The sequence below is a fragment of the Bacillus pseudomycoides DSM 12442 genome, from assembly GCF_000161455.1.
In the GTDB taxonomy this organism is placed as follows: domain Bacteria; phylum Bacillota; class Bacilli; order Bacillales; family Bacillaceae_G; genus Bacillus_A; species Bacillus_A pseudomycoides.
In genome coordinates, this window is sequence record NZ_CM000745.1 from 1,620,617 (window position 1) to 1,645,615 (window position 24,999).

The 24,999-nt window shown below is 36.9% G+C and carries 20 protein-coding genes, 2 pseudogenes and 1 other annotated feature; of the genes and pseudogenes, 16 read left to right on the plus strand and 6 right to left on the minus strand.

Going from position 1 to position 24,999, the window contains the following annotated elements:
* Positions 1 to 457 precede the first annotated feature (457 nt).
* Positions 458 to 1,402: an agmatinase gene (gene speB / locus BPMYX0001_RS08065; protein WP_006094454.1), complete on the plus strand. Its 945-nt coding sequence runs from the start codon at positions 458 to 460 to the stop codon at positions 1,400 to 1,402.
* Between the two features lie 74 nt (positions 1,403 to 1,476).
* On the opposite strand, the gene msrA is transcribed toward speB, so the two are convergent.
* Both msrA and BPMYX0001_RS08075 read right to left on the minus strand, forming a co-directional pair.
* Positions 1,477 to 2,013, minus strand: a complete 537-nt coding sequence (msrA, locus tag BPMYX0001_RS08070) for a peptide-methionine (S)-S-oxide reductase MsrA (protein ID WP_006094455.1) — start codon at positions 2,011 to 2,013, stop codon at positions 1,477 to 1,479.
* A gap of 91 nt (positions 2,014 to 2,104) precedes the next feature.
* Positions 2,105 to 2,863 (minus strand): SDR family oxidoreductase, encoded by a 759-nt coding sequence (locus BPMYX0001_RS08075; RefSeq protein ID WP_006094456.1) that lies wholly within the window; start codon positions 2,861 to 2,863, stop codon positions 2,105 to 2,107.
* Between the two features lie 240 nt (positions 2,864 to 3,103).
* Positions 3,104 to 3,349, plus strand: a binding site (T-box leader).
* Positions 3,350 to 3,812: 463 nt separating this feature from the next.
* Here BPMYX0001_RS08075 and ilvE point away from each other — a divergent pair.
* The 6 genes from ilvE to ilvA are packed head-to-tail and all read left to right on the plus strand — an operon-like array spanning position 3,813 to position 10,729.
* Positions 3,813 to 4,712, plus strand: coding sequence for a branched-chain-amino-acid transaminase (gene ilvE / locus BPMYX0001_RS08080; RefSeq protein ID WP_033798806.1), 900 nt, complete (start codon positions 3,813 to 3,815; stop codon positions 4,710 to 4,712).
* Positions 4,713 to 4,736: 24 nt separating this feature from the next.
* Positions 4,737 to 6,461, plus strand: coding sequence for an acetolactate synthase large subunit (gene ilvB / locus BPMYX0001_RS08085; protein WP_006094458.1), 1,725 nt, complete (start codon positions 4,737 to 4,739; stop codon positions 6,459 to 6,461).
* The gene (locus tag BPMYX0001_RS08090; RefSeq protein WP_018783447.1) at positions 6,458 to 6,688 is read left to right on the plus strand and encodes an ACT domain-containing protein; all 231 of its coding nucleotides are present in this window, start codon (positions 6,458 to 6,460) and stop codon (positions 6,686 to 6,688) included. The genes ilvB and BPMYX0001_RS08090 overlap by 4 nt, the downstream gene beginning before the upstream one ends.
* A 15-nt stretch (positions 6,689 to 6,703) precedes the next feature.
* Entirely contained in the window at positions 6,704 to 7,717 is a 1,014-nt protein-coding gene (locus BPMYX0001_RS08095; RefSeq protein WP_018783448.1) for a ketol-acid reductoisomerase, read from the plus strand.
* A 43-nt stretch (positions 7,718 to 7,760) separates the two neighbouring features.
* The gene (ilvD, locus tag BPMYX0001_RS08100) at positions 7,761 to 9,434 is read left to right on the plus strand and encodes a dihydroxy-acid dehydratase (RefSeq protein ID WP_033798807.1); all 1,674 of its coding nucleotides are present in this window, start codon (positions 7,761 to 7,763) and stop codon (positions 9,432 to 9,434) included.
* Between the two features lie 32 nt (positions 9,435 to 9,466).
* Complete coding sequence (gene ilvA / locus BPMYX0001_RS08105; protein ID WP_006094461.1) at positions 9,467 to 10,729, plus strand: threonine ammonia-lyase IlvA; 1,263 nt, start codon at positions 9,467 to 9,469, stop codon at positions 10,727 to 10,729.
* 45 nt (positions 10,730 to 10,774) lie between these two features.
* Here ilvA and BPMYX0001_RS29300 read toward each other — a convergent pair.
* Positions 10,775 to 11,871, minus strand: a pseudogene (locus BPMYX0001_RS29300) (CapA family protein).
* A gap of 441 nt (positions 11,872 to 12,312) precedes the next feature.
* Here BPMYX0001_RS29300 and BPMYX0001_RS08115 point away from each other — a divergent pair.
* A complete protein-coding gene (locus tag BPMYX0001_RS08115) occupies positions 12,313 to 13,026 on the plus strand; it encodes a DUF554 domain-containing protein (RefSeq protein ID WP_018766677.1) in 714 nt (237 codons plus the stop codon).
* Positions 13,027 to 13,085: 59 nt separating this feature from the next.
* Here the strand turns inward: BPMYX0001_RS08115 and BPMYX0001_RS08120 are convergent, their stop codons facing one another.
* From BPMYX0001_RS08120 to BPMYX0001_RS08130, 3 genes are read right to left on the minus strand one after another with little or no spacing between them, the layout of a single operon-like run.
* Positions 13,086 to 13,814 carry an ABC transporter permease gene (locus BPMYX0001_RS08120; RefSeq protein ID WP_006094465.1) on the minus strand — a complete coding sequence of 243 codons (729 nt, stop codon included), beginning with the start codon at positions 13,812 to 13,814 and terminating at the stop codon, positions 13,086 to 13,088.
* On the minus strand, positions 13,814 to 14,530 hold the full coding sequence (locus tag BPMYX0001_RS08125; protein ID WP_018783452.1) for an ABC transporter permease: 717 nt from the start codon (positions 14,528 to 14,530) through the stop codon (positions 13,814 to 13,816). The genes BPMYX0001_RS08120 and BPMYX0001_RS08125 overlap by 1 nt, the downstream gene beginning before the upstream one ends.
* Complete coding sequence (locus BPMYX0001_RS08130) at positions 14,505 to 15,437, minus strand: ABC transporter ATP-binding protein (protein WP_003206779.1); 933 nt, start codon at positions 15,435 to 15,437, stop codon at positions 14,505 to 14,507. Before BPMYX0001_RS08130 ends, BPMYX0001_RS08125 begins: the two co-directional genes overlap by 26 nt.
* A gap of 177 nt (positions 15,438 to 15,614) precedes the next feature.
* Here BPMYX0001_RS08130 and BPMYX0001_RS08135 point away from each other — a divergent pair, with 177 nt between their 5' ends.
* The 8 genes and pseudogenes from BPMYX0001_RS08135 to BPMYX0001_RS08170 all read left to right on the plus strand — a co-directional run bounded on the left by BPMYX0001_RS08135 (position 15,615) and on the right by BPMYX0001_RS08170 (position 24,705).
* A complete protein-coding gene (locus BPMYX0001_RS08135; protein WP_006094466.1) occupies positions 15,615 to 16,286 on the plus strand; it encodes a response regulator transcription factor in 672 nt (223 codons plus the stop codon).
* Positions 16,283 to 17,632: a HAMP domain-containing sensor histidine kinase gene (locus BPMYX0001_RS08140; RefSeq protein WP_029427909.1), complete on the plus strand. Its 1,350-nt coding sequence runs from the start codon at positions 16,283 to 16,285 to the stop codon at positions 17,630 to 17,632. The genes BPMYX0001_RS08135 and BPMYX0001_RS08140 overlap by 4 nt, the downstream gene beginning before the upstream one ends.
* A 14-nt stretch (positions 17,633 to 17,646) precedes the next feature.
* On the plus strand, positions 17,647 to 18,510 hold the full coding sequence (locus BPMYX0001_RS08145) for a GNAT family N-acetyltransferase (protein ID WP_006094468.1): 864 nt from the start codon (positions 17,647 to 17,649) through the stop codon (positions 18,508 to 18,510).
* Between the two features lie 160 nt (positions 18,511 to 18,670).
* The gene (locus BPMYX0001_RS08150; RefSeq protein WP_033798808.1) at positions 18,671 to 19,885 is read left to right on the plus strand and encodes a multidrug efflux MFS transporter; all 1,215 of its coding nucleotides are present in this window, start codon (positions 18,671 to 18,673) and stop codon (positions 19,883 to 19,885) included.
* A gap of 498 nt (positions 19,886 to 20,383) precedes the next feature.
* Entirely contained in the window at positions 20,384 to 20,737 is a 354-nt protein-coding gene (locus BPMYX0001_RS08155; RefSeq protein WP_006094470.1) for a hypothetical protein, read from the plus strand.
* A gap of 33 nt (positions 20,738 to 20,770) precedes the next feature.
* Positions 20,771 to 22,131, plus strand: a pseudogene (locus tag BPMYX0001_RS29305) (tyrosine-type recombinase/integrase).
* Positions 22,128 to 24,260 (plus strand): site-specific integrase, encoded by a 2,133-nt coding sequence (locus BPMYX0001_RS08165; protein WP_033798809.1) that lies wholly within the window; start codon positions 22,128 to 22,130, stop codon positions 24,258 to 24,260. The pseudogene BPMYX0001_RS29305 and the gene BPMYX0001_RS08165 overlap by 4 nt, the downstream one beginning before the upstream one ends.
* The gene (locus tag BPMYX0001_RS08170; RefSeq protein ID WP_033798810.1) at positions 24,232 to 24,705 is read left to right on the plus strand and encodes a hypothetical protein; all 474 of its coding nucleotides are present in this window, start codon (positions 24,232 to 24,234) and stop codon (positions 24,703 to 24,705) included. The genes BPMYX0001_RS08165 and BPMYX0001_RS08170 overlap by 29 nt, the downstream gene beginning before the upstream one ends.
* Positions 24,706 to 24,999: the final 294 nt, after the last annotated feature.

The window sequence follows — 24,999 nt, forward strand, 5'->3', positions numbered from 1 at the left end:
CTGTAATATTGAAATAATCAATGTGTCTTGTAATATAAATGTAATGTTTTTTGATTTATTGAAATTTAATTTGCTTTTTTGTCATAAATTAAGTGGGTTTGCAATTTAAGTAACTTACTTTATTTCTTGAATCATTATCATCCCTTGAATAGACCACACCAATTACAATTATATATGTAAAATAAAAACGCCTATTATACCATGTGTGCCATTTTATAAACGCACTCTTTTAATAAGTGATTTATGAAATTTCTTGCCTTTTAATAAAAACTATTTTTCATACTTTGTATGTTGATTAGAATAAGCTATGCAATTATGCATAGACAGAAAAAGAGTGAATAGAGGGTAACGAATCATTTTCTATATGGCATGATTTTTGCATTTTAATAAAAAACATTCATATAAAAAAAGTTTCTTTCGGGTGCAAAAAATTATGTTTGAAAAGGGGAAATGAGAAATGAAATATCCACTAACACCAGATGTAAAACCAGAGTTTTGTACGACAGGTACATTTATGAGATTGCCATCAAGTAATGAGCAAGCAAAAGTTGCTATTTTAGGAATGCCATTTGATACTGCTGCTTCTTTTCGCGTTGGTGCTCGTTTTGCTCCACAAGCAATTCGTCAGGCATCGATGACCTTATTTCCATATCATCCAATTCACCATGTATACCCATTTGATGACACAAATGCGATTGATATTGGTGATGTTTCTGTGATTCCACATAATATTCATCGCAGCTATGATTTAATAGAGGAAGCCGTTTTTGGGTTAATGCAGCAGGGAATTATCCCGATAGGTCTTGGAGGGGATCATTCTGTTACATTAGCAAGCCTTCGTGCGGCAGCGAAAGTTCATGGACCTGTGGCAATGATTCATTTCGATTCGCACACAGATACATGGGATACATATTATGAGGAAAAATATTGGCACGGTTCGCCGTTTATACGTGCACATGAAGAAGGGCTACTACAGCCAGACAAAGTATTTCAAATTGGAATTCGTGGAACATTGAATCATCCTGGTGATATAGAAGCTAGCAATGACTTAGGATATAACGTTATTACAACAGCAGAATTATGTAATCGTGGTTTTGAAAGTATCCTTGAGCAAATGCGAACAACGATTGGCGATACACCGTGTTTCTTAACGTTTGATATTGATTTTGTAGATCCATCTTGTGCGCCTGGTACAGGGACATTAGAAGTTGGGGGATTTAACAGTCGTGAGACATTAAATATGGTGCGTTCATTAAGTGGTTTTAATTATATTGGTTTCGATTTAGTGGAAGTGTTACCGCCATATGATCAAGCTCAAATTACTTCTTTATTAGCTGCGACACTAGTACATGATTTTGCTAGTTTGATTGCGTTGCAGTTAAAAAATGAAGTGAATAAGTAAGGAGTTAATTATTATACTGAAATATAAAAAGGCCGATGAAACAATTTTTCATCAGCCTTAAAGATGTCTGTTTATTATTTCTGTTGCCAATTTTCCTTAATAAAATCTTCACGACCAGACTCTTTACGCTCCTGAGCATATTTCTCAGGATTTTTTTTATAAAAATGTTGATGATATTCTTCCGCTTCGTAAAAAGGAGCAGCTGAACGAATTTCCGTCACGATTGGATCCTTAAACATACCGCTTTCTGCTATTGCTAGCTTTGATTTTTCGGCTAGCTCTTTTTGCGATTCATTATGATAAAAAATCGCTGTGCGATAGGATGGTCCACGGTCAAAAAATTGCCCGCCATCATCAGTTGGATCAATTTGTGGCCAGTATAAATCTAGTAATTTTTGATAAGAGAAAATAGAAGGATTGAAAGTAATTTGAACAACTTCTAAATGCCCAGATGTTCCAGACTTTACTTGTTCGTATGTTGGGTTTGGGGTGTAGCCACCAGCATAGCCTGAAACAACTTTTTGAATACCTGGAAGTTCATCAAATGGTTTTACCATGCACCAAAAGCAGCCGCCTGCAAAGGTTGCGAGTTCGTATGTTTTTTCTGTCATTGCTGTAATCCTCCTAAATAGATATGTTTTATCTAGTATTATATAAATTGTTTTATTGCGCAATAAAAAAGATTTGAAACTATATGTTTTTTTATAAACAAGAACCACCGCTCACATCAATTAATTGTCCAGTAACCCATCGGCTGTCAGAGGAAGCAAGAAATGCAGCGGTATCTGCAATATCTTCTACTTCTCCTAAACGGCCGAAAGCAGAGATTTCAGTTGCATATCGTTTCATCATTGGATCACTTAAGAGTTCAGCATTCATATCTGTTTTAATAAAGCCTGGTAGTATCGCATTAACTGTAATCCCTCTTGCTCCAAGTTGCTTTGCTAGTGTAAAAGTCATTGTGTTGATCGCGCCTTTTGTCATGCTGTAGGCAATGAAATCGGGTAAAGAAATTCGTGTTGCAGCTGATGAAATATTGATAATACGGCTATTGTCACGTAAACGTGACAATGCCTGTTGAATAATAAAAAATGGGGCTTTTGTATTCACGGAAATCATTCGATCGAAAAAGTCTTCAGTTGTTTCTTCAATAAAGGCTCCTGGACCGATTCCTGCGTTATTTACTAAAATATCAAATTTATTTTCACCTGTATGTTTTTGCAATTTGTCATCTAAAGATTGGTAAAGAGATTCTACACCATGTAACGATTTGAGGTTACCATTTATAGAAAAAGCTGAACCGCCATTTGATTGAATTTCCTGCACTGTTTCTTCTGCATCGCTTTTACGATTTCCATAATGAACAGCAACTAATGCACCGTCGTTTGCTAAGCGTTTTGCAATAGCGCGTCCAATTCCACGGCTTGCTCCAGTAACCAATGCAACTTTTCCTTGTAACATATTCACATCATCTCCTTAATAATTTTACATATGTATGAAGCTGTCTTTTCTAATAGACAAGCCTTAAGTAATATATGAGTGTTGGATTGAGATTCATTCCTTTTTTATTTTGATAAAAAGTTCGGATTATAATTTAAAATAAAATTTTTCAAAAAACATGTTGACAATGAAAAGAATGAAGTCCTATAATACGTGTAATAACTTAAAAGTTAATTTAGAATTTTCTAATTTTTATATATTGTATATGCAAAGAAGAGGAAAGTAGATGATTATGAAAGTTTCAGAGAGCTGCCCCATGGCTGTGAGGGTGGTAACGATCGAATCATTGAAGATCACCTTGGAGCATCGCTTGCGAAAGGGAAACCGAGTAGAGAGCGGCGGTTTCATCCCCGGTAAAAGGGTGATAGTCTGATAGGACTTACAGAGCTTATATTTTGTGAGAAATATAAGGAAGCTGAGTGGTACCGCGAAACTCTCGCCTCAGCAATCAAAGCTACTATGACGTAGTGATTGATTGCTGAGGCGAGAGTTTTTACTTTAGAAAAGAGAATAGAAGAATGCAAAGAAGAGGAGAGTAAACGATACAAATTGTTTCAGAGAGCTGCCCCGTGGCTGTGAGGGTGGTAACAATTGTATCGGTTGAAGATCACCTCAGAGCACTGTCCTTGAAAAAAATGAGTAGAGAGCAGCGGAGTTGTTCCCGGTAAAAGAACAAAAGTCTAATAGGACTTACAGAGCATATATTTCGCGAGAAGTATAAGGAAGCTGAGTGGTACCACGATTCCCTCGTCTCAGCAATGGATTGCTACACGTTTGTAGAAAATCGATTGTTGAGGCGAGGATATTTTTATGGTTAATATACAGAATGTTCTGATAAAATGCATTCTTCTCAGCAATCGATAAAAAGATGGATTGCACATAAAGAGATAAAAAAGAGGAGCGATGTAAGATGGGTAACCAGTATATCTATATGAATGGGGAATTAATAGAAAAAGAAAAGGCTGTTGTATCTGTTTACGACCACGGTTTTTTATATGGAGACGGCGTATTTGAAGGGATTCGTAGCTATGGCGGAAATGTATTTTGTTTAAAAGAGCATTTAAAGCGTTTATATGAATCTGCGAAATCGATTTTACTAACGATCCCGATGACAATCGAAGAGATGGAACAAGCGGTTTTACAGACACTACAAAAAAATGAATATGCAGATGCATATATTAGATTAATTGTTTCAAGAGGAAAAGGGGATTTAGGGCTGGATCCAAGAAGCTGCACGAAACCAAGTGTCATTATCATTGCTGAACAGTTAAAGTTGTTCCCGCAAGAGTTTTATGATAACGGTCTTAGTGTTGTATCTGTTGCTTCAAGGCGTAACATGCCAGATGCACTTGATCCACGTATTAAGTCGATGAATTATTTAAATAACGTATTAGTAAAGATTGAAGCAGCACAAGCAGGTGTGCTAGAAGCACTTATGTTAAATCAACAAGGATATGTTTGTGAAGGATCGGGAGATAACGTGTTCATTGTGAAAGATGGAAAAGTAGTAACGCCACCTGCATATTTAGGGGCTCTTGAAGGGATTACAAGGAATAGTGTCATTGAACTTTGTGAAAGGTTAAATATTCCTTGTGAAGAAAGACCATTTACTCGTCACGATGTATATGTAGCGGATGAAGTGTTTTTAACAGGAACTGCTGCTGAATTAATTCCAGTTGTAAGAGTGGATTCAAGAGAAATCGGAATTGGAAAACCAGGAGAAGTAACGAAACAGTTAACAGAAGAATTTAAAAAGTTAACGAGAGAGCGAGGAGTGCGCGTTCCGGGACTAGCAGAAAGCTTAGCTTAACGAATAGGGGAAGGAGTTAGCAAAATGAAGGAACAACATGCAGTGTGTGATGAAGTGGATCATGGAGAAGTAAAAAAAGTAACAGGTGCCGGACATGTTATTCAATGTTTAAAGAAATTAGGTGTAACAACAGTGTTTGGCTATCCGGGCGGAGCTATTTTACCAGTTTACGATGCGCTGTATCGCAGTGGTTTGAAACATGTTTTAACGCGTCATGAACAAGCAGCTATTCATGGAGCAGAAGGGTATGCGAGAGCTTCTGGAGAGGTCGGGGTAGTATTTGCTACCTCCGGCCCTGGGGCTACAAACTTAGTTACTGGTTTAGCAGATGCGTATATGGATTCGATTCCTTTAGTAGTAATTACAGGGCAAGTAGCAACACCTCTCATTGGAAAAGATGGTTTTCAAGAAGCGGACGTTGTGGGAATCACAATGCCGGTTACAAAGCATAATTATCAAGTACGAGATGTGAATCAGCTATCACGTATATTGCAGGAAGCATATTATATTGCCAAAAGTGGACGACCGGGTCCGGTGTTAATTGATATTCCAAAGGATGTTCAAAATTCTATTGTAACGAATGTTTTTGAAGGAGAAGTTCAAATTCCTGGTTATAAGCCACGGATCGAACCAGACAAAATGCAGCTGGAGAGCGTGGCGGAGGCAATTTCAAAAGCAGATCGCCCGCTACTGTATATCGGCGGCGGTGTCATTCATGCAGATGCATCTGAAGAGCTTCTAACATTTGCAAGAGAGAACCGTATTCCAGTTGTTTCGACTTTAATGGGACTCGGCGCTTATCCGCCGGGAGATCCACTGTTTTTAGGAATGCTAGGCATGCATGGTACGTATGCCGCAAATATGGCAGTAACGGAATGCGATTTACTTCTTGCCTTAGGTGTTCGTTTTGACGACCGAGTAACAGGAAAGTTAGAACTATTTTCACCTCATTCTAAAAAGGTACATATCGATATTGATCCAGCGGAACTTCATAAAAATGTGAAAGTAGAATATCCAGTCGTTGGAGATGTGAAGCGAGCGTTGCACATGTTGGTAGATATGCGAATAGAGTGCCAAACTGATTCATGGGTAGAGAGAGTAAGAACATGGCAAAAAGAATACCCGCTGTCATATGAACAGAGTGAATCAAAATTAAAGCCGCAGCATGTGATTCATTTAGTAAGTGAATTAACAAATGGTGAAGCAATTGTGACCACAGAAGTTGGGCAGCATCAAATGTGGGCAGCACATTTTTATAAGGCGCAAAAGCCGCGAACATTTCTAACATCTGGTGGACTAGGAACGATGGGATTTGGATTCCCAGCAGCAATCGGTGCTCAGCTTGCATTTGAGGATAAGCCAGTTGTCTGTATTGCGGGAGATGCTTCATTTCAAATGAACATTCAAGAATTGCAAACAATTGCAGAAAACAATATTCCAGTGAAAGTTTTTATTATTAATAACAAGTTTTTAGGTATGGTCAGACAATGGCAAGAGATGTTCTATGAAAGTCGTTTATCAGAATCACAGATTGGATCGCCTGATTTTGTAAAAGTAGCAGAAGCATATGGAGTAAAAGGTTTGCGCGCTACAAATCCGATTGAAGCGAAACAAGTCATGTTAGAAGCATTTTGTCATCAAGGACCAGTTGTTGTTGATTTTTGTGTAGAAGAGGGCGAAAACGTATTTCCAATGGTCCCTCCTAATAAAGGGAATCATGAAATGATTATGAAGAGGTGGCAAGAATGAGTCATACTTTTTCACTCGTTGTCAATAACGACCCTGGAGTTTTACTAAGAGTAAGTGGAATTTTTGCTCGGCGTGGTTATAATATTTCTTTTTTAAATTTAAATGAAGGAGAAACAAGAGAGATTTCGGAAATGAAACTTACGACAGTTTGTACAGAAAATGAAGCGATATTGCTCGTAAATCAGTTAAAAAAGTTAATTGATGTCTTGCAAGTAAATAAATTATAAGGAGTGTATGTGAAGATGAAAACATATTATGAAAAAGATGCAAATTTAGAGGTATTAGCAGGGAAAACGGTGGCAGTAGTTGGTTATGGGTCACAAGGTCATGCGCAAGCTCAAAATTTACGTGATTCCGGTGTTCATGTTGTAGTGGGTGTTCGTCCAGGAAAATCTTTTAACGTAGCGAAAGCGGATGGTTTTGAAGTAATGTCAGTTTCAGAAGCGGTAAGAACCGCAGACGTTGTACAAGTATTATTGCCAGATGAACAGCAGGCGCATGTATATCGAAATGAAGTAGAAAAGAATCTTCGCGAAGGACAGATGTTGCTTTTCTCACATGGATTTAATATTCACTTTGGACAAATTCAGCCACCAAGTTACGTAGATGTAGCGATGGTTGCGCCAAAAAGTCCAGGACATCTTGTTCGCCGCGTATTTCAAGAAGGAAATGGTGTTCCAGCTTTAGTTGCCGTTTATCAAAATGCGACTGGAAACGCTTTTGATGTAGCTCTTGCATATGCCAAAGGAGTTGGTTGTACACGTGCTGGTGTAATTGAAACATCATTCCAAGAAGAAACAGAGACGGATTTATTTGGAGAACAGGCTGTATTATGCGGTGGGGTAACTGCACTTGTGAAAGCAGGCTTTGAAACGTTAACAGAAGGTGGATATCGTCCGGAGATTGCATATTTCGAATGCTTACATGAGCTAAAGTTAATTGTTGATTTAATGTACGAAGGTGGTCTAACGAATATGCGCCATTCTATTTCAGATACAGCAGAGTTTGGTGACTATGTAACAGGATCTAGAATTGTTACAGATGAAACGAAAAAAGAAATGAAACGAGTTCTTGCGGAGATTCAGCAAGGCGAATTTGCAAAGAAATGGATTTTAGAAAATCAAGCAGGACGTCCAACTTACAATGCGATGAAAAAGGCAGAGCAAAATCATCAACTTGAAAAAGTAGGAGCAGAATTACGAGAGATGATGACTTGGATCCAGCAGCCAAAGGGGAAAGAGTTAGTGAAAAAGTAGTAGGAGATAGATAAGTGAAAATGAACAGAAGGGACTTGAAAAGATGAGAAGTGACATGATTAAAAAGGGATTTGACAAAGCACCACATCGTAGTTTATTAAAAGCAACTGGTTTAAAAGATGAAGACTTTGATAAGCCGTTTGTAGCAATTTGTAATTCTTTCATTGAAATTATTCCAGGTCATAAACATTTAAATGAATTTGGTCGTCTTGTAAAAGAAGCGGTACGTGCAGCTGGTATGGTTCCGTTTGAGTTTAATACAATTGGGGTAGATGATGGGATTGCGATGGGGCATATCGGTATGCGCTATTCGCTCCCAAGCCGTGAAATTATCGCCGATTCAGTGGAAACGGTAGTAAATGCACACTGGTTTGATGGGATGATTTGTATTCCGAACTGTGACAAAATCACACCAGGTATGATGATGGCCGCATTACGTGTTAACATTCCGACTGTATTTGTTTCTGGTGGTCCAATGGCTGCAGGGAAAACATCAAAAGGAGAAGTAGTCGACTTAAGTTCCGTTTTTGAAGGGGTAGGTGCCTATCAATCTGGGAGAATTTCAGAAGAAGAGTTAAAGGATATTGAAGATCACGGTTGTCCATCTTGTGGTTCTTGTTCAGGTATGTTCACTGCAAATTCAATGAACTGTTTATGTGAAGTATTAGGGCTTGCGCTTCCTGGGAATGGTAGCATTTTAGCAACAGACCCAAGGCGTGAAGAACTAATTCAACAAGCAGCTGAAAAATTAAAAGTATTAATTGAATGTGATATTAAACCACGAGATATCGTAACAGAAGAAGCGATTGACGATGCATTTGCATTAGATATGGCGATGGGAGGATCAACAAATACGGTATTACATACGTTAGCAATCGCACAGGAAGCGGGACTTGATTATGATATGAGCCGAATTGATGCAGTTTCAAGACGCGTTCCACATTTATGTAAAGTGAGCCCAGCTTCTAATTGGCATATGGAAGATATTGATCGTGCAGGTGGTATCAGCGCTATTTTAAAAGAGTTAAGTAGAAAAGAAGGTGTACTCCATCTGGACCGTATTACAGCTACTGGCCAGACATTACGAGAAAACATCGCTCATGCAGAAATTCAAGATAAAGAAGTAATTCACTCTCTTGAAAATCCTCATAGTGAAGAAGGTGGTCTGCGTATATTAAAAGGAAACCTTGCAAAAGATGGTGCTGTTATTAAAAGTGGTGCAACAGAAGTGAAACGTTTCGAAGGACCATGTGTTATTTTTGGGTCTCAAGACGAGGCGCTTGCAGGGATTATGCTAGGTAAAGTGAAAAAAGGAGATGTTGTTGTTATTCGTTATGAAGGCCCAAGAGGTGGACCTGGTATGCCAGAAATGTTAGCTCCAACTTCAGCAATTGCTGGTATGGGATTAGGCGCAGATGTTGCACTATTAACAGATGGTCGGTTTTCAGGTGCATCACGCGGCATTTCAGTAGGACATATTTCACCAGAAGCTGCTGCTGGCGGAGAGATTGCACTTCTCGAGCAAGGCGATATTGTATGTATTGATGTAGAGGAACGTTTACTTGAAGTGAGAGTAAGTGATGAAGAATTAGAAAAACGGAGAAAAGAATGGAGAAAACCAGAGCTAAAAGTGAAAACAGGATGGCTTGGGCGCTATGCACAAATGGTAACATCAGCGAATACAGGTGCAGTGCTAAAAATGCAAAATTTTGATTAAATCTATATAAAAGAGATAAGGAATGATACGAGATGGTGCAAAATGTAAGGGAGAGAGTGAAAATCGAAGATATCCTTGTGGCTCATAATCATATGAAGGATATCGTCAATAAAACACCGCTCCAGCGGGATTCAGTTTTATCTGAGAAATATGAATGTGATGTATATGTGAAACGAGAAGACTTACAAGTAATTCGTTCGTTTAAAATTCGAGGTGCTTACAATTTAATTCAAAGCTTATCGAAAGAACAATTACAAAATGGGGTTGTATGTGCTAGTGCTGGTAATCATGCGCAAGGGGTTGCTTATACGTGTAATTTATTGAAGATTCAGTCTAAAATTTTTATGCCAACAACAACACCTAAGCAAAAAGTATCTCAAGTACAATTTTTTGGTGGTACTTATGCGGAAATTGTGTTAGTTGGAGACACATTTGATAGTTCTTTCCAAGAAGCGCAGCGCTATTGTGAGGAAAATAGCATGATGTTTGTTCATCCGTTTGATGATCCATATGTAATTGCGGGTCAAGGGACAGTCGCTGTTGAAATCTTACACGATATGGAGAAACATGTGGATTATGTCTTCACAGCAATTGGTGGCGGTGGTTTAGCATCAGGTATTGGTACATATGTAAAAGGTGTGAGTCCTACGACAAAAGTAATCGGTGTGGAACCAAAGGGAGCAGCATCGATGAAAGAAGCTTTTTTACAAAATGAAAACGTGGCCCTAGAAAAAATCGATAGTTTCGTTGATGGAGCAGCTGTCAAAAAGGTAGGGAAATTAACCTTTGAAACGTGTAAAGACGTATTGGATGATATTGTATTGATTCCTGAAGGGAAAATTTGTACAACGATTTTAGAATTGTACAAAAAAAATGCAATCGTTGCGGAGCCAGCTGGTGCTCTTTCAATTGCAGCACTCGATTTTTATAAGGACGAAATTAAAGGGAAAACCGTTGTTTGTACGTTAAGTGGTGGGAATAACGATATTGATAGAATGCAGGAAATGAAAGAACGCTCTCTCATTTACGAAGGGTTAAAACATTATTTTATTATTGAATTTCCGCAACGTTCAGGAGCATTGCGAGAATTTCTTGATAAAGGATTAGGATCAGAGGATGACATCACTCGTTTTGAGTATATTAAAAAACATAATAAAGAAAATGGACCTGCACTCGTTGGAGTGGAGCTAAAACATAAAGAAGATTATGAACCGTTAATTACCCGTTTTCGAGAAAATAATATTCAATTTATGGAGTTAAATAAAAATCCTGTTTTGTTTGATTTGTTAATTTAATATACAAAAAGAAAGGAAGCTTTTTAGTGAAAAGCTTCCTTTTTTCTAACTACGTTTATTTTTGATTGTTCCAGTTTCATCAATTTCTACATCAGTTGAAATGGTTTGTAAATATTGTAGTGTTTTTTTCTTTTCCTCAGGGGTGGCTGGTGAAATTTGATCATTACGAATGATATAAGGGTTAATTGACATTTGTACATCTTTTCCTTTAAATGTAAGGGTCAATACACCTGTTTCAGCACTTTTTCCTTTTACATAGTTAGGGAATAAGAAGTTTCCTAATGAATAAGCGACAGGGACTTTGTTGTAGTATTCAAATCCTTGTAACCAATGTGGGTGACTTCCAACAATCGCATCAGCACCAGCTTCGACTATTTTCGGTACATATTGTTTTTGGTAGTCTACAGGTCTATTAGATTTTTCAACACCCCAATGCATATACACAATCAGATAATCGGCGTCTTTCTTTTGTTCTTTAATCGTTTTTGTTACTAGATTGATATCATATCCATTTGCAACACCTGGCTTGTCTTTACCAGCTACCCAGGTAAAGTCAGGCATAAAACGAACAAAGGAAAGGAATTTAATTTTTTCCCTTTTACTGTGATTTCTCTAGCTGTGTATGCATCATCTGCATTTTTTCCAGCTCCAATATAAGGGAGTTTTAGTTTTTCTACATGAGATATCGTATCCATTAAACCATCTTGTCCATAGTCGAGCGTATGGTTATTGCCAATATTCACAATGTCATAGCCTGTGTTTTTAATAGCTTGTAATGTGGAAGGATCGCTTTTGATCCAGAATGACTGACCAGGGGCCTTTTTCTCCCGTGTTGTAAATGCAGATTCCAAGTTTATAAAGGAAATATCAGCTTTGGTTATTTCACCTTTCACATGCTGGAACGGATAATCAGCACCGTTTTTTTGAATAGCTGGTCGTAAATTCCAATCGAACATCGTATCACCAGAGAAAGTAATTGTAATTTCAGGATTCTCTTTCTTCTTTGTGTCCGTTGCTTTTTTCGTTTTATTTTCTACCCCAGCTGTATCTTTTGCTTTTGATGTAAAGGAGTTATTTATCAATAAAACAATCGGTGTAATGAGAATTACTATTAAAATAAATCGTTTAAATAAAGGTGTCATAGTTATCTTTCCTTTTTCTTTTTATATCATGACTTCCTTTTAGAAAGTTCAATGATGAGAGTTTCATATAATATGTACAAAAATGAGTAAGTGCTTAATAGTTTATCCCGCTATTTATGGACAGTAACACTCCCGTCTTAAAATTCAGCGGAAGCAAAGAGGTTAAGGTGGGAGATGAACTGTCCGTAAAAGTCTGATTGGTGAGAGCTGATTAAAGTTTCACTTTATGTATGCTAGACATGGTATGTAAGATGATAGCTATGTATTAAGAGCTCATCTCATAGTGTAATATTACGGTAACATGAAACGAGGAAAAAATACAATACATAAGTCGATTTTACTTGTAGAGTTTTGAAAATTCTGTTAAAATTTCGTGTATTTTGTTGTATGTTAGATATAAAAATTTGAAAAATAATGCTTGAAGAGGATGGAGAAGGCATAATGGTTATATTAGGAGCAGTAGTGAACGGAATTTGTATACTAATTGGTACTATATTAGGTAAACTATTAAGTAATATTCCAGAAAGTATGAAAGGGACAGTTATGCATACAATTGGTTTAGCTGTTACTGTACTTGGTCTTCAAATGGGATTAAAAAGCGAAAACTTTCTTGTTGTAATTATAAGTCTTGTTATTGGTTCAGTGATTGGAGAATGGTTGGAGTTAGAAGGAAAGTTAAAGAGTTTAGGGGATTGGCTAGAAAAAAAGGTTGGCTCAAAAGGAGAAGGGAGTATATCTCTTGGATTTGTGACAGCTACATTAATCTTTGCTATCGGAGCAATGGGGATACTTGGAGCTTTGGATAGCGGTATTCGTGGAAATCATGATGTGCTATTTACAAAAGCAATTATTGATGGATTTATTTCGCTTATTTTAACGACAACGCTTGGAATAGGCGTACTATTTTCAGCAATACCAGTCATTTTATATGAGGGAGGTATTGCGATTTTCGCGACGCAAATTAATAGTTTTGTACCAGAGAAGCTAATGAATCAGTTTATCGTAGAAATGACTGCGACTGGTGGGATTATGATTTTTGCAATTGGACTCAATTTACTTGGTTTTATTAAAATTAAAGTGGCAAATTTATTGCCTGGGATAGTGGTAGTTGGGATTATTGTTTCTATTATATATGGATATGATTTGTATGTTTAGTTAGGCTGAATAGCCCAATCCTGTTTTGAAACAGTTTTGGGCTATTTGTATGTAAAAAATTAATATGCTTTTTTCATAAAATGAACAAAGCCACCTATAAATACAATCACAAAGCTCCCGATTACGACAAATACTAGTGTTTGAACAGAGATATAAAACAGCCCAGAGCCTTCTTTAGGAAGCATAGCGAGAAAAGGTTGGGACCATGGATAGATGGGACCGAACCTTGCAGAATTCGCAATTATCATAGCGGGTATGGAAGCTATAACATTTAAAGCAATCGGTGCTGCAAAGCTGGACCAAATACTTGAAACCCATAATTGTAAGGCGATTAAAGGGAGGGTAGCAATCCAGCCGCCTACTACACTTTTTACTATAGTAGCTAGAGGGAATGGCCCAGGGACATGCAAAAGTTGTCCAACGCTAATATAACTTATAATGAAGAAGACTTGCATCGCACCTATAAATAAGAGAATAAAGAGAAATTTTATAATATAGACGTGATATCGTGATATAGGTTGTACTAAAAGTTGTTTCCAACCACCATTTGAATGTTCATATCGGCAAATAAATGCAGTGAAAATGCCTGTTAATAATGGAAGAAGCAACATACCATGTACCATTATCATGATATTATAAATTAACTCCCAATGTTTATAATCGGGATAGTTTGAGGCATTTGCATAAGCTATTACTCCTGCTAAAATCGGGCTTAAAAATAGTAATGTCCATATTTTGGTTTTTTTAATTTTATAAAATTCAGCTTGTATGGTTTTAAGCCAAAGCATTATTTATGCACATCCCTTCTAGTAAAATCTGCTGTTTCAATACATAACATACATATACCAACGATTAGGCCTATTGCTACACATAGAAGTGGAGACCCCCAGTCAATACGTAGGCTTGGCCATCTCCATATGAACCAATTGGGAAGAGCTACTGAAAACATTGTGAAAATAGTTCCTAAAAGTCCGATTGTAAATGCGATACTTTGGTTTTGAAATATGATAGCAATCCATAGTTGTAGCGCTACAATTGGCAGTGCCGACCAATAAGGATAGAAACTCATTTTAAATATAGAAAGCCATGGAATGGAAGCATCGAATTGTAATGCTAAACCCAATCCAACTATGCCAATTAATAATAAAGAACAAGATACAGCAAGCAGGAAAAATACCAGTATGAATTTTACTAGAAAAATATGTCGCTTATTAATAGGTAAGGATAAGAGATGCTTCCATGAACTAGAATGATGCTCTATGTGTGCAATTAAAGAAGTAACAATCGTAATTCCTAATATAAGAGTTGTGAGAGCAAGCGGTTGAGCTTCAGAAATGAGGCCGCTCCATAAGTCTTTCGCATATTTCTTTGTCAACCAATCATATCGAAGAAAGAAGTTACATGCTTGAAGAGAAATAACACCTATTGGTCCTAAAAAGATTAAAAACCAAATCCACTTCCTTTTTATTTTTAAAAGCTCAGATTGAAAGAGGCGTTTGTACATGTGTCTCTTCCTCCTTTATAAGCTGTAAGAATATCTCTTCGAGTGACTTTTTATTTTCTTCAATTCTGAATACAGAAATGTTATGTGTTACAAGTGTTTTTACAATTTCGCCAACAGTTTCATTTGATACATTTGATAGAATAATTCGCTGCTCTTCTTGCATAGAAGGAATCCCCTTAGCGAGAATGATTTTCCAAGCTGCATCTGATTTGTCTGTCATAAGTGAAATAGAGTGCTGAGCATGGCGGCGCAATGTTTCTATTTTGTCTTGAAAAATAAGCTTTCCTTTTGCAATGATACCAACATAAGTTGCCATTTGATCAATTTCACTTAATAAGTGACTAGATATAAGGATGGTAATTCCTCTTTCTTTTGCTAATTGCTTAATTAACGTACGAATCTCATGAATCCCCTCTGGATCGAGTCCGTTTGTCGGTTCATCTAAAATTAATAGCTGTGGATCACCAAGTAAGGCAATTGCAATTCCTAACCGTTGTTTCATTCCTAATGAGTATTCTTTTACCTTTTGTTTGGCAGCATGTTGTAAACCGACAATTTGTAACACTTCCTCAATTTTTTCTTTCGGAGCATTTCTTAAAATCCGGTAAACCTCTAAATTCTCAATGGCATTTAGGTGGGCATAATAAGATGGATTTTCAACGAGAGCTCCAATTTTAGATAATATGGATAAGCGTTCTTTAGCCAAATCTTGTTGAAATATCACGACCTTTCCTTGCGTTGGTTTAATAAGGCCTAATAACATGCGAATGCTAGTTGTTTTACCAGCTCCGTTAGGCCCGAGAAATCCATAAATCTCTCCTTTTGGAATTTTTAAATCTACGTTATGTACTACATAATCATTTCGATATCTTTTTGTTAACCCTGTCGTTTTCAAAATATAATTCATGTTCCTATCACCTCAAATCAAGTATAGGAAATAAAGGTTAATGATAATGTTAGAAGAGTTTAAGATTTGTTTAAATTTATACAGTATTCCCTAATTTTGGAGTGTGCTGGTTTTCAAATCGTGTTGTATTCCTTATGATGGAAGAGAAAGGTTAAATTTGTATATGAAGGTGAAGAAATGACACACATTTTATATGTTGAGGATGATCACGAGATTGGGGAATGGGTCAAAAGAGAACTGCAGAAACAAGAGTATGAAGTTGCATGGTTTACTTCAGAGAATGGTACGAATGAAGTATGTGAAATAGCAGATGTAATTGTTTTAGACGTTATGTTGCCAGGCCTTGATGGTTTTACACTAGGTCAACGTTTTAAAAGTGAATATCCAGATACCCCTATTATTATGTTAACTGCAAGAACAACATTAGAAGATAAAATATATGGATTAACATTTGCTGATGATTATATAACAAAGCCATTCCATCCAAAAGAGTTAATGGCACGTATTGAAGTTTTATTAAGGCGGTATAACAAAGATGGAGCAGAAGTGCAATATGTGAAACATTTAAAAGTATTTATGAAAGAATACCGGATTGTTGATATAGACACGGGTGAAGAAATTGTTTTATCAGGAAAGCAGCATCAAATCTTTTTTTATTTGATGAAGAATATGAATCGTACATTAACGAAAGAACAAATTTTTGAGGCAGTATGGAATGAATCCTACATAGAAGGAGATAAATCATTGATGGTTCATATCCGTCATTTACGCGAAAAAATAGAGAGAAATCCAAGTAGTCCTCAAATAATAGAAACAATACGTGGAATAGGTTATCGGTGTAAAATATGATAAAAAGTACATCACTATTACGAAAGTACTTATTTATCATATTTATAGCGGTTATATTGTTACCTCTCATTGTCCCACTCAGTTCGTTTCTCTTCATTAAATATATCGAGTGGATAGAGGATTTTAAAGTTGCGTATTCTAGTGTGCAAATAGAAGAGGAATGGAGAAATAAAGCGACAGATTTACACGGAAAAAATCCTGAAGGAATTGAGCGAACTTTTCAAGAATTTCAAGGGAAATATCCAGAAGGATCAATGTTTTGGGTAGATAATAAAGGGAAAACGAACCTTCAAATTCCTAAAAAACAAAATATTCCACAGGAGTGGAGTGCAAGTGATGCAGTTGCATTTATGAAAAGGAGTTTTGAAGGGGATCCATTTACAGTTGTATCTTACATTGGAAAAGAGAAGCAAGGGGCATTTATGGTATTTCAAATTCCGAGGAAATATGTGAAGGCACCAATTGCTCAAATACGTGAAAGATATGAAATTGTTTTTGAAATGGTTATCATTGGATGTTTCACAACATTTATCATTATCTCTATCATCTTTTTTCTTAAGATTAGAAAAAGATTATTAAAGCTACAAAAAGCAATGGAACTTCCGCAAGACCAGACACTTCCGTCAAAAATTTCTATATCAAAGCAAGACGAGATCGGCTTATTAGAAGAGTCGTTTAATCGTATGGTAGAGGCTTTACAGCAAAGTCGATTGAAGGAGGAGGAAGAGGAGCAATTTCGTAGAAAACTAATTGCCGATCTTTCTCATGATTTGCGAACGCCATTAACGACAATGCGTGCACAAATAGATTCTTTAAAAGAAGAAGTTATCTCAGTCAAAGGACAGAAAACAATCGTACGAATGGATGAAAAAATTAATTACTTAGCGGAGTTAATAGAGAACTTACTATCGTATTCATTAATAACGGCAAAGAAATATCCATATCATCCGGAACGAAGGGATATGACACGTTTAATGAGAAAGGTTGTTGCATCATGGTATGACATATTAGATGAGAAAGGTTTTGAGGTTGATATTGTGATTCCAGAAAAGCAATTGTTTTGGAATATCGATGAAAATTGGTTTCAAAGAATTATAGATAATGTAATTCAAAATGTAGTTAGGCATGCAGATGATGGGAAGTTTATAGGGGTATATGTAAACCATGGGGAAAAAACAATTACAGTTGTTGACCATGGGCCAGGTTTTCAAAATATTCATTCGCAAAATAAAGGTGCGGGAATTGGATTATCTATTATTGCTGTTATGGCGAAAGAGATGGGTATCGACTGGAGTATAGAATCTGATGATACAGGAGCGAAGTGTATATTTAAAAAATTGCCGTAGAAGGGAGAATATACATGGAAGAGTTTCGATTCACAAAGCGTGTAAATAGAATCTTTCAAATTGCAAGCAAAGAATCTAAATATAATGAGTATATCATTCACCCGTTAGATTTATTTATAGGAGCCTATAAAGAAGGAACAGGGGTTTGTAGTGAATTATATATGTATTTATTTCATAATATAGGGCTAGATTTTGTAACGAAATTTGTACAATTACAACAAAGGGGCTTTCAAGATAAAAGATATATAGAAGTACAAGGATACAAAGTTTCTTATAAAACAATGGAGATATTACAGTTAGCTAAACATAAGATGGCGCGATTTAATCAATTATATGTGAATGAAGGACATATTTTAAGTGTGATCCTTCAGCAAGATGAGACAATAGCAAGTCTAATAGACGAAGATATGAAACAAAGTATTTTACAGATTGTTTCAGTACCAAGAGATATGACTGTAAATTTGAATAGTTGTGAAATACCAACAAGTATGAAACATGCCGTTTGCAATGTTAGACGAGCTGTTCAATCTGATTTAGAAGAACTTCTTCAATTTGTTATGTTTGAATTTGGAGAAAGATGGATCGATGCAATTCATAATGGTTTTCAAATATATCAAGAAATGCCAATATATATCGCAGTGCAAGAGAAGAAGATTATTGGTTTTGCTTGTTATGATGTTGTAAGAGGAAAGAAGGGGCTGTTTGGACCGATGGGAATCGCTAAAAATAATCGTGTAAAGGGTGTAGGAAGAGAACTATTACATAGATGCTTGGCTGAAATGCAGCAAATTGGTTATGAATATGCAGTGATTGGTCAGGCAGGTCCGATTGAGTTTTATGAGGAGAGTTGTGGTGCGCAAGTAATACATATTATATAGAGATTGCTTTGATTAGAAATGTCACAGAAGCAATAGGAGTGTTGTTTATTGTTCTTACATGTTATTGTAGTTTTTGAATAAGGTTTGATCTATGAATCATATTGCTAAACTTTTTTAAGAAAAGGGTGTAGAATGGGTATCTAAGAAAGAAGGTGCAAAAATGGCCAGCTGGAAAAGAAATTTAATCATTTGTTGGCTTGGGTGTTTTACCACTGCAGCCGGTATGAGTTTAGTGATACCATTTTTATCCTTCTATATTGAGGATCTAGGAGTAACGGGTACATCTGAAATTGCACAGTGGTCAGGACTTGCATTCGGTGTAACTTTTTTAATGGGTGCGATTGTATCACCAATATGGGGGAAACTCGGTGATATACATGGTCGGAAATTGATGCTCATTCGTGCGAGTCTTGGTATGGCAATGATTATGACGCTTATGGGATTTGTTACAAATGTATATCAATTAGTTGCACTTCGTTTTTTAATGGGTGCAGTGTCAGGATTTCTTTCGACTGCAATCACATTTATAGCAGCAGAAACACCGAAAGAGCATTCAGGCTGGGCAATTTCTACTATATCAACAGGTGGTGTAAGTGGTTCCTTACTTGGCCCGATGCTTGGTGGCTATTTGTCTGAATTAATCGGAATGCGTCATGTATTTTTAGTAACGGGTGCTTTTTTATTTCTTTCATTTTTAATTGTTTTTTTCTTTTTACATGAATCGAATCATTCTGTTCAAGCAAAAAAAGAGCAACCAAAAAAAGTATGGACGATGGTTCCGGCGAAACATTTTATTATAAGCCTATTTGTAGTAACCTTTATGATTCAACTTGCAAATATGTCCATACAACCTATTATTACGTTGTATGTGAAACATTTAGCGGGGCCTCATACGGATCATATTGAGATAATTGCGGGGGCAGTGATATCTGCAACAGGTCTAGCAGTCATTTTAGCAGCTCCTAAACTAGGGAGATTATCGGATCATATTGGCCCTCAAAAAACGTTAGTTGTAGCATTGTTCTTTGCAGGAATTGTTTTTATTCCACAAGCATTTGTGACAGCTGCTTGGCAATTATTCATATTGCGTTTTCTATTAGGGATTGCACAAGCTGGATTGTTACCTTCCGTACAAACTCTACTTAAACAACATACACCACAACATGTGACTGGACGTATTTTTGGATATAATCAATCCTTTCAGTTTTTAGGAAATATGATTGGACCAGTACTCGGTGGACAAATTGCCGCACATGCCGGGTTTCAATATGTATTCTTCTCTACAGCATCGCTTTTATTCTTAGCTTGCATTTGGGTATATTTCAATAGTAAAGGTGCAGTGGTGTCAGAAAAAGAGCATTTGAAAGTTAGTTAACAAGGTGAAATATGTAAGTTGTAAAAAAGGATGAAGTTACTCTGTAAAATAAAGAATGATTAATAGTTCTCTTTCCTTACTAAGAGTAAAGAACTTATATAATGTTACACATTATATAAATATTGGTACATCACTTAATGAAAGTGGTGTACTTTTTTAATTTTACAGACCTCTGCATGACCTCATTTACAACAACAACACATCCTCATGAAAAGCGCATTTACAGCAACAATTACTTTAGTTATAATAAGAATTTATATTGTTTTTTGAATTTTCAGTCTTATATGAGGTGTTTAGATGAAAGTATATACAGTGAAAGAGATGGCGACCGCTTTAGGGAAACATGAAGAAACAATTAAGTAATGGCTACGCTCTGGCAAGTTTCCGAACGCATTTCGCAATAGCGACAAGCAAGGATGGAAGATTCCTGAAAGCGACTTTGTACATATTAAGAAAGAAATAGGATTTGTAAAAGAAGATTCTCAGAAAAGTCCGCCAGTGGCACAACAAGAGGTTGAGGAATGGGAGTTAGTAAAATTAGCATATGAGGCAGTCACATTGACATCTCCTACGGAGGAAATCCTTACTCTTCTGTCCGTTGTCGGGATTAAACGAACCTTAGAAATTCTACTGATTATGCAACAATCCGCTACAAAAGTAAAAAAACCTGACGGGTTTATTAAGAAAGCTATTCGAGAGAATTGGAGTCCAATGACCGTTCCTGTCAAATTATCAAAGAAGCAAAGTAAACATATCTACGACCTTACCCAACAGGATTACGAGGCAATGGGGAATCAGAAACAGCATGAATATCAACCCAAAGTGCCTCTCTTCAATTGGTTGGAAGAGTGATTTGCTTAGTTCGTCTGACAGGAGATTGTGAAAATGCAAAATAGTTATTACCACTTGTATTGCCCAAAAGGTGTTCAAAGCCGATACAAATTGCTTGTGTTCAACGCCAGTAATGAGCCGTTTTTACCGCTAACTGACTTTTATGATGATGTCAGCAGGAAAATCTCAGAAAGCTCGGCATTGTCGTATCTACAATGCCTTCTACCATTCTTTAGTTGGTTGGATAAACACAGCAATTATCAAGGAAAACGTGTTCAGTGGATTGATTCTCCAGAAGCCATACGGATCGCTGTGGAAGATTATTTGATGGATGAAATGGCTTGTAAAGTTCGAGAAAAGGATTCTTTTCGTTTTATCAATCGTTCCAATAAAAGCCCCAATACGGTTCATCGTTTTCTTTCCGCTCTCAAGTCGTTTTATAAGTCTTTGATTACGCTGAGACAGTATAGCTATCCCAATCCTCTTATCGACTCTCATGCAATATTAGATGACTATAAAACGAATACCGAAGGTGTAAGAGAAAATAAACCGCGAATGCCTGCCGAAGCAGGAACGGAAGACCCGCTTGTGCATAGACGTTTGACAGATTCCTACTTCAAGCTCATTAACGAGGAATGGCAACCTGAAATCATTGATGATCCTCTTCTCTACCATAAAGTCAAACAGACAGGTAATCATGCAAATTGGTCATTGCGAGAGAAGGTCACGCCCGTATGTTATTTGAGACAGGAGCAAGGGCATCTGAAGTTATTGAACTTACGATTGGGGACTATCGTTCCCGTAAGTCCTTTCAAGAAGTCAGCACGTTTAATAAAGGGAGTCATGGTCGCAGAGTGAAATTTCTTCGCTTTAGTAAAGACACCACGAAACTCCTGTTTCAATATATCAACAAGGAGCGGAAAATATTTGACCCTTTAGGGCAGGATTTTGATTCCCTACCTAACGATGCACCCATGTTTCTGACGGAACGAGGAACACCGTTGTCATATCAGACCTGGTATCTGCACTGGAATAAGGTAATGACGTTGATGGACATAAGGTTAAATCCGCACAAAATAAGACATTGGTTTGTTACGACAAGTATGCGTGAAATTTATAATGTCTCTAAAACGGATGCAGAAATTGCTCAACGTAAAGATGAACTTATTAAATACATGAAATGGAAACAAAAAGACACGATTGAAGTGTATGAACACCACTTTGACGAGGAAAGGCATCGAGGTTTCCATGACAAGATGCTGGAACATATAGCAGAGAAAGAAAAGGAATACATAAAGCAGCCAAAACAAAAAAGAACAAAAAAGCCCACTCTGACTGTTGTAAACACAGTAAAAGACATGGAGTTAGAAGTGGATATACAGGCTCTACTGGATGATTTGGAGGATGAATTATGACAACAATAACAGATTTACCTACCTCCCCATTTTATAATGAATTAATAGGAAAAGTGTATGAACACTTTCTTCATTTGCAGGATAACAGAGGGGTGTTTCTTTTAGATAAATTAGACGAATCCCCTGTAAAATACTTTCTAAATCAGTGTCTAGATACGCCTTGGCAAAATCAATTGCTATTATATATGCTTATTAGTGGAGATAGAAATTTAGATACTAATAGCATAGCAAACCAACTTCGCACATTGTGTCCAAGATTCAAGGATATATTCCATACTTATGAATTGCAAACTTTTGCTGATTTTGATACAGAAAAACACATGTACCAGTACCTGAAAGGCCTTATTTATCCCGAACATTCAAATGACCAGCGAGCAAGGTTTTTAAGTCGTTATAAATCAATTTCCTACTCGACTAACAAATGGCTTATAGCAAAGTTAAATCAAGAACAACGGGAGTATTTTCAGCAATTCTTACTCCCTAAGCCTTTGTTTGATAGCCGAGATTTTACGTTCACTAAACAAGCAAGAGAACAAGCTCAAAACACTCGCAAGAGTGAGACGGATGCCATTCTCCCTTACCTTCCTCAAATTCGGGCGGAAGCAAACTTCCGATGGAATCAGATGAAACGATTGCGAGAAGCCTTTCTGACAGCCTGTAAACAAGCGGAAAAGAGAGAGGTCACATTACCCATAGAATTTCATTATGATGAACCTGAACGCATCGGAGAGCGGTTTTACTTCCGCTTATGGGACAAACCTTCCTTTGTTCTGTACCAGAAAGAGAAATTTACAGAATTTATTGTAACATCAGCTGAACAGCGAACAAGGACATATTCGGAGGCCAACAATCATTACTTTGTAGAGTTTGTAAAAGCCGAACGATTAGAAGATGATGATGTAGCGGAAGGTCTATGGTTTGCAGAAATCTTGCAAGAAGGCGTATTAGGAAAGTGGTTTCAAAATGTGATGGATGAAGGGCTTGAACAGAAACGAGAACTCCTATTCTCATGGGGATATGGCGAAGAAGGATCAATTAGCAATCCTAGCCCTTTCGAATCTCATCACAAAGGAGTTCTATCTCAAACTACTTTTGTTACTCAACAAAGAGACAAAGCCGAAGGTATTTTATTCGATATGGAGCCATTCTATGCTGCATCAACCTTCGGTCTATTGGCGGTAGACATTCTGACGACAACAGGAGCGAGAATCAATGAACTATTACAAATTAACCGTGCAAAAGATTGCCTACAAGCCATGAGGGTGAATGGCGATTTAAAATATTCCTTCTACGCTGTCCCAAAAGGACGAGATACGGTTGAGTCTTACATAATTAGCAAGCAAACCTTCGAACTAATGAAAAGAGTCAATAAGATGCTGAAAAAACATTATAATGGAGCAATGCCAAGTGTAAAGTATCAAGGTGACAGGAAACACCTATTTCCAGAGACAAAGCCCTACTTCTTTCAATATAACAAGAAAGGACTTAAGGATAGAACCATTCATTCATGTCTCCGTTTTCTCTTGCATGGATTGCATTTCGAGACACAAGAAGGAAAACATGTGATCATTAAAACACACTTACTGCGTCACGCTTTCGCAACAGAAGCTGTTCAACGTCAGGAAATTCCCGTTGATATTGTAGCGAAAATCCTTCATCAGCGTGATTTGAATGTAACAAGGTATTACTCTGAACCCACTCCAAGTCAAGTAGCTGAAAAGGTTGGAGAATTACACAGCGTAATTTTAAACTATGTTGACTTAGATGAAGCGATTCTTCGCAGTCCTGAAGAACTTCAGCGGGAGTGGGAGGAACACAAGGCCAAAGTAGGTGTATATAACAATGTGTTGGGCGGTACTTGCGTTACAGATAAAGTATGTCCTGTAAAAATGGCATGTTTAGGATGTGTAGCAAAAATTCCGCAACCTGAGAAGAAACATGAACTCCTTGAAGTGGTTGATTTATCTAAGGATATGGAAAAGCGGTATGCTTCCCTGGATTTGACGATTGAAGTAAATAAGGCGAAACAGATGCGGAAACTTGCGAGAAACGAGTTAAAGGAAATTGAATTGATTGAGAAATATCGGGAGGAACAGACATATGAACCAGACGTTTCCTTCAAAAGATAACCGAACGTGGCTCAAAGAGGTTCATGAATCTCGAAGCCAGCGTTCTCTCTTGTTAGGGAAGGAGGCAATTGACCTTCTGGTCAAACAAAACCTCCCTGTTACACTCAAGACTGTATCAGAGAAGTCAAAAGACATTGATCCCGAAGGGAAAGGGATTCATCGTAACACGATTAGTACAAATCAAGAATTGAATGCGTATTATAAGCAGCATAGCAAATCATATAAGAAAAAATTAAATATCAACAAGTCTACACAAAAGCGTTCAGTTGCATTTACTTCTGTTGATTATCGACGTATACGTTTAGACCGAAGCATAGAAAACACGGAACGAAAGTATATGAAGATGTCTAAGAAAGAGCTTGTACAGCGATTGATTTTGGCAGAACAATATATTGCAGAAAACAATTCAAAATGGGTGGCAAATTATTTTGAATTGTTTAAGTAGGTGATACACGGTAAGCATCACCCTCCCTTCTTCAACTAAACCAGCTAGGGGTCTCGCCAACTAAACGCGAATTTCGTACGCTAAGGAATTCCTAAGTTAAAAAACTTGGTTTTACCGTACTTTAACAAAGTTCCATAAACGACATTTAATGTTTGTTATGGAACTTTGTTTTTGGTAATGAGTTTTAGAACTGGTTTTTGACCGTATTTATTTCAGCTTTGTTAGAACTAAATAGAGTTCTTTAAACGGTCGTTTTCGGTACTTTTAGAGAAAATAAATTGGATAAATATGTTA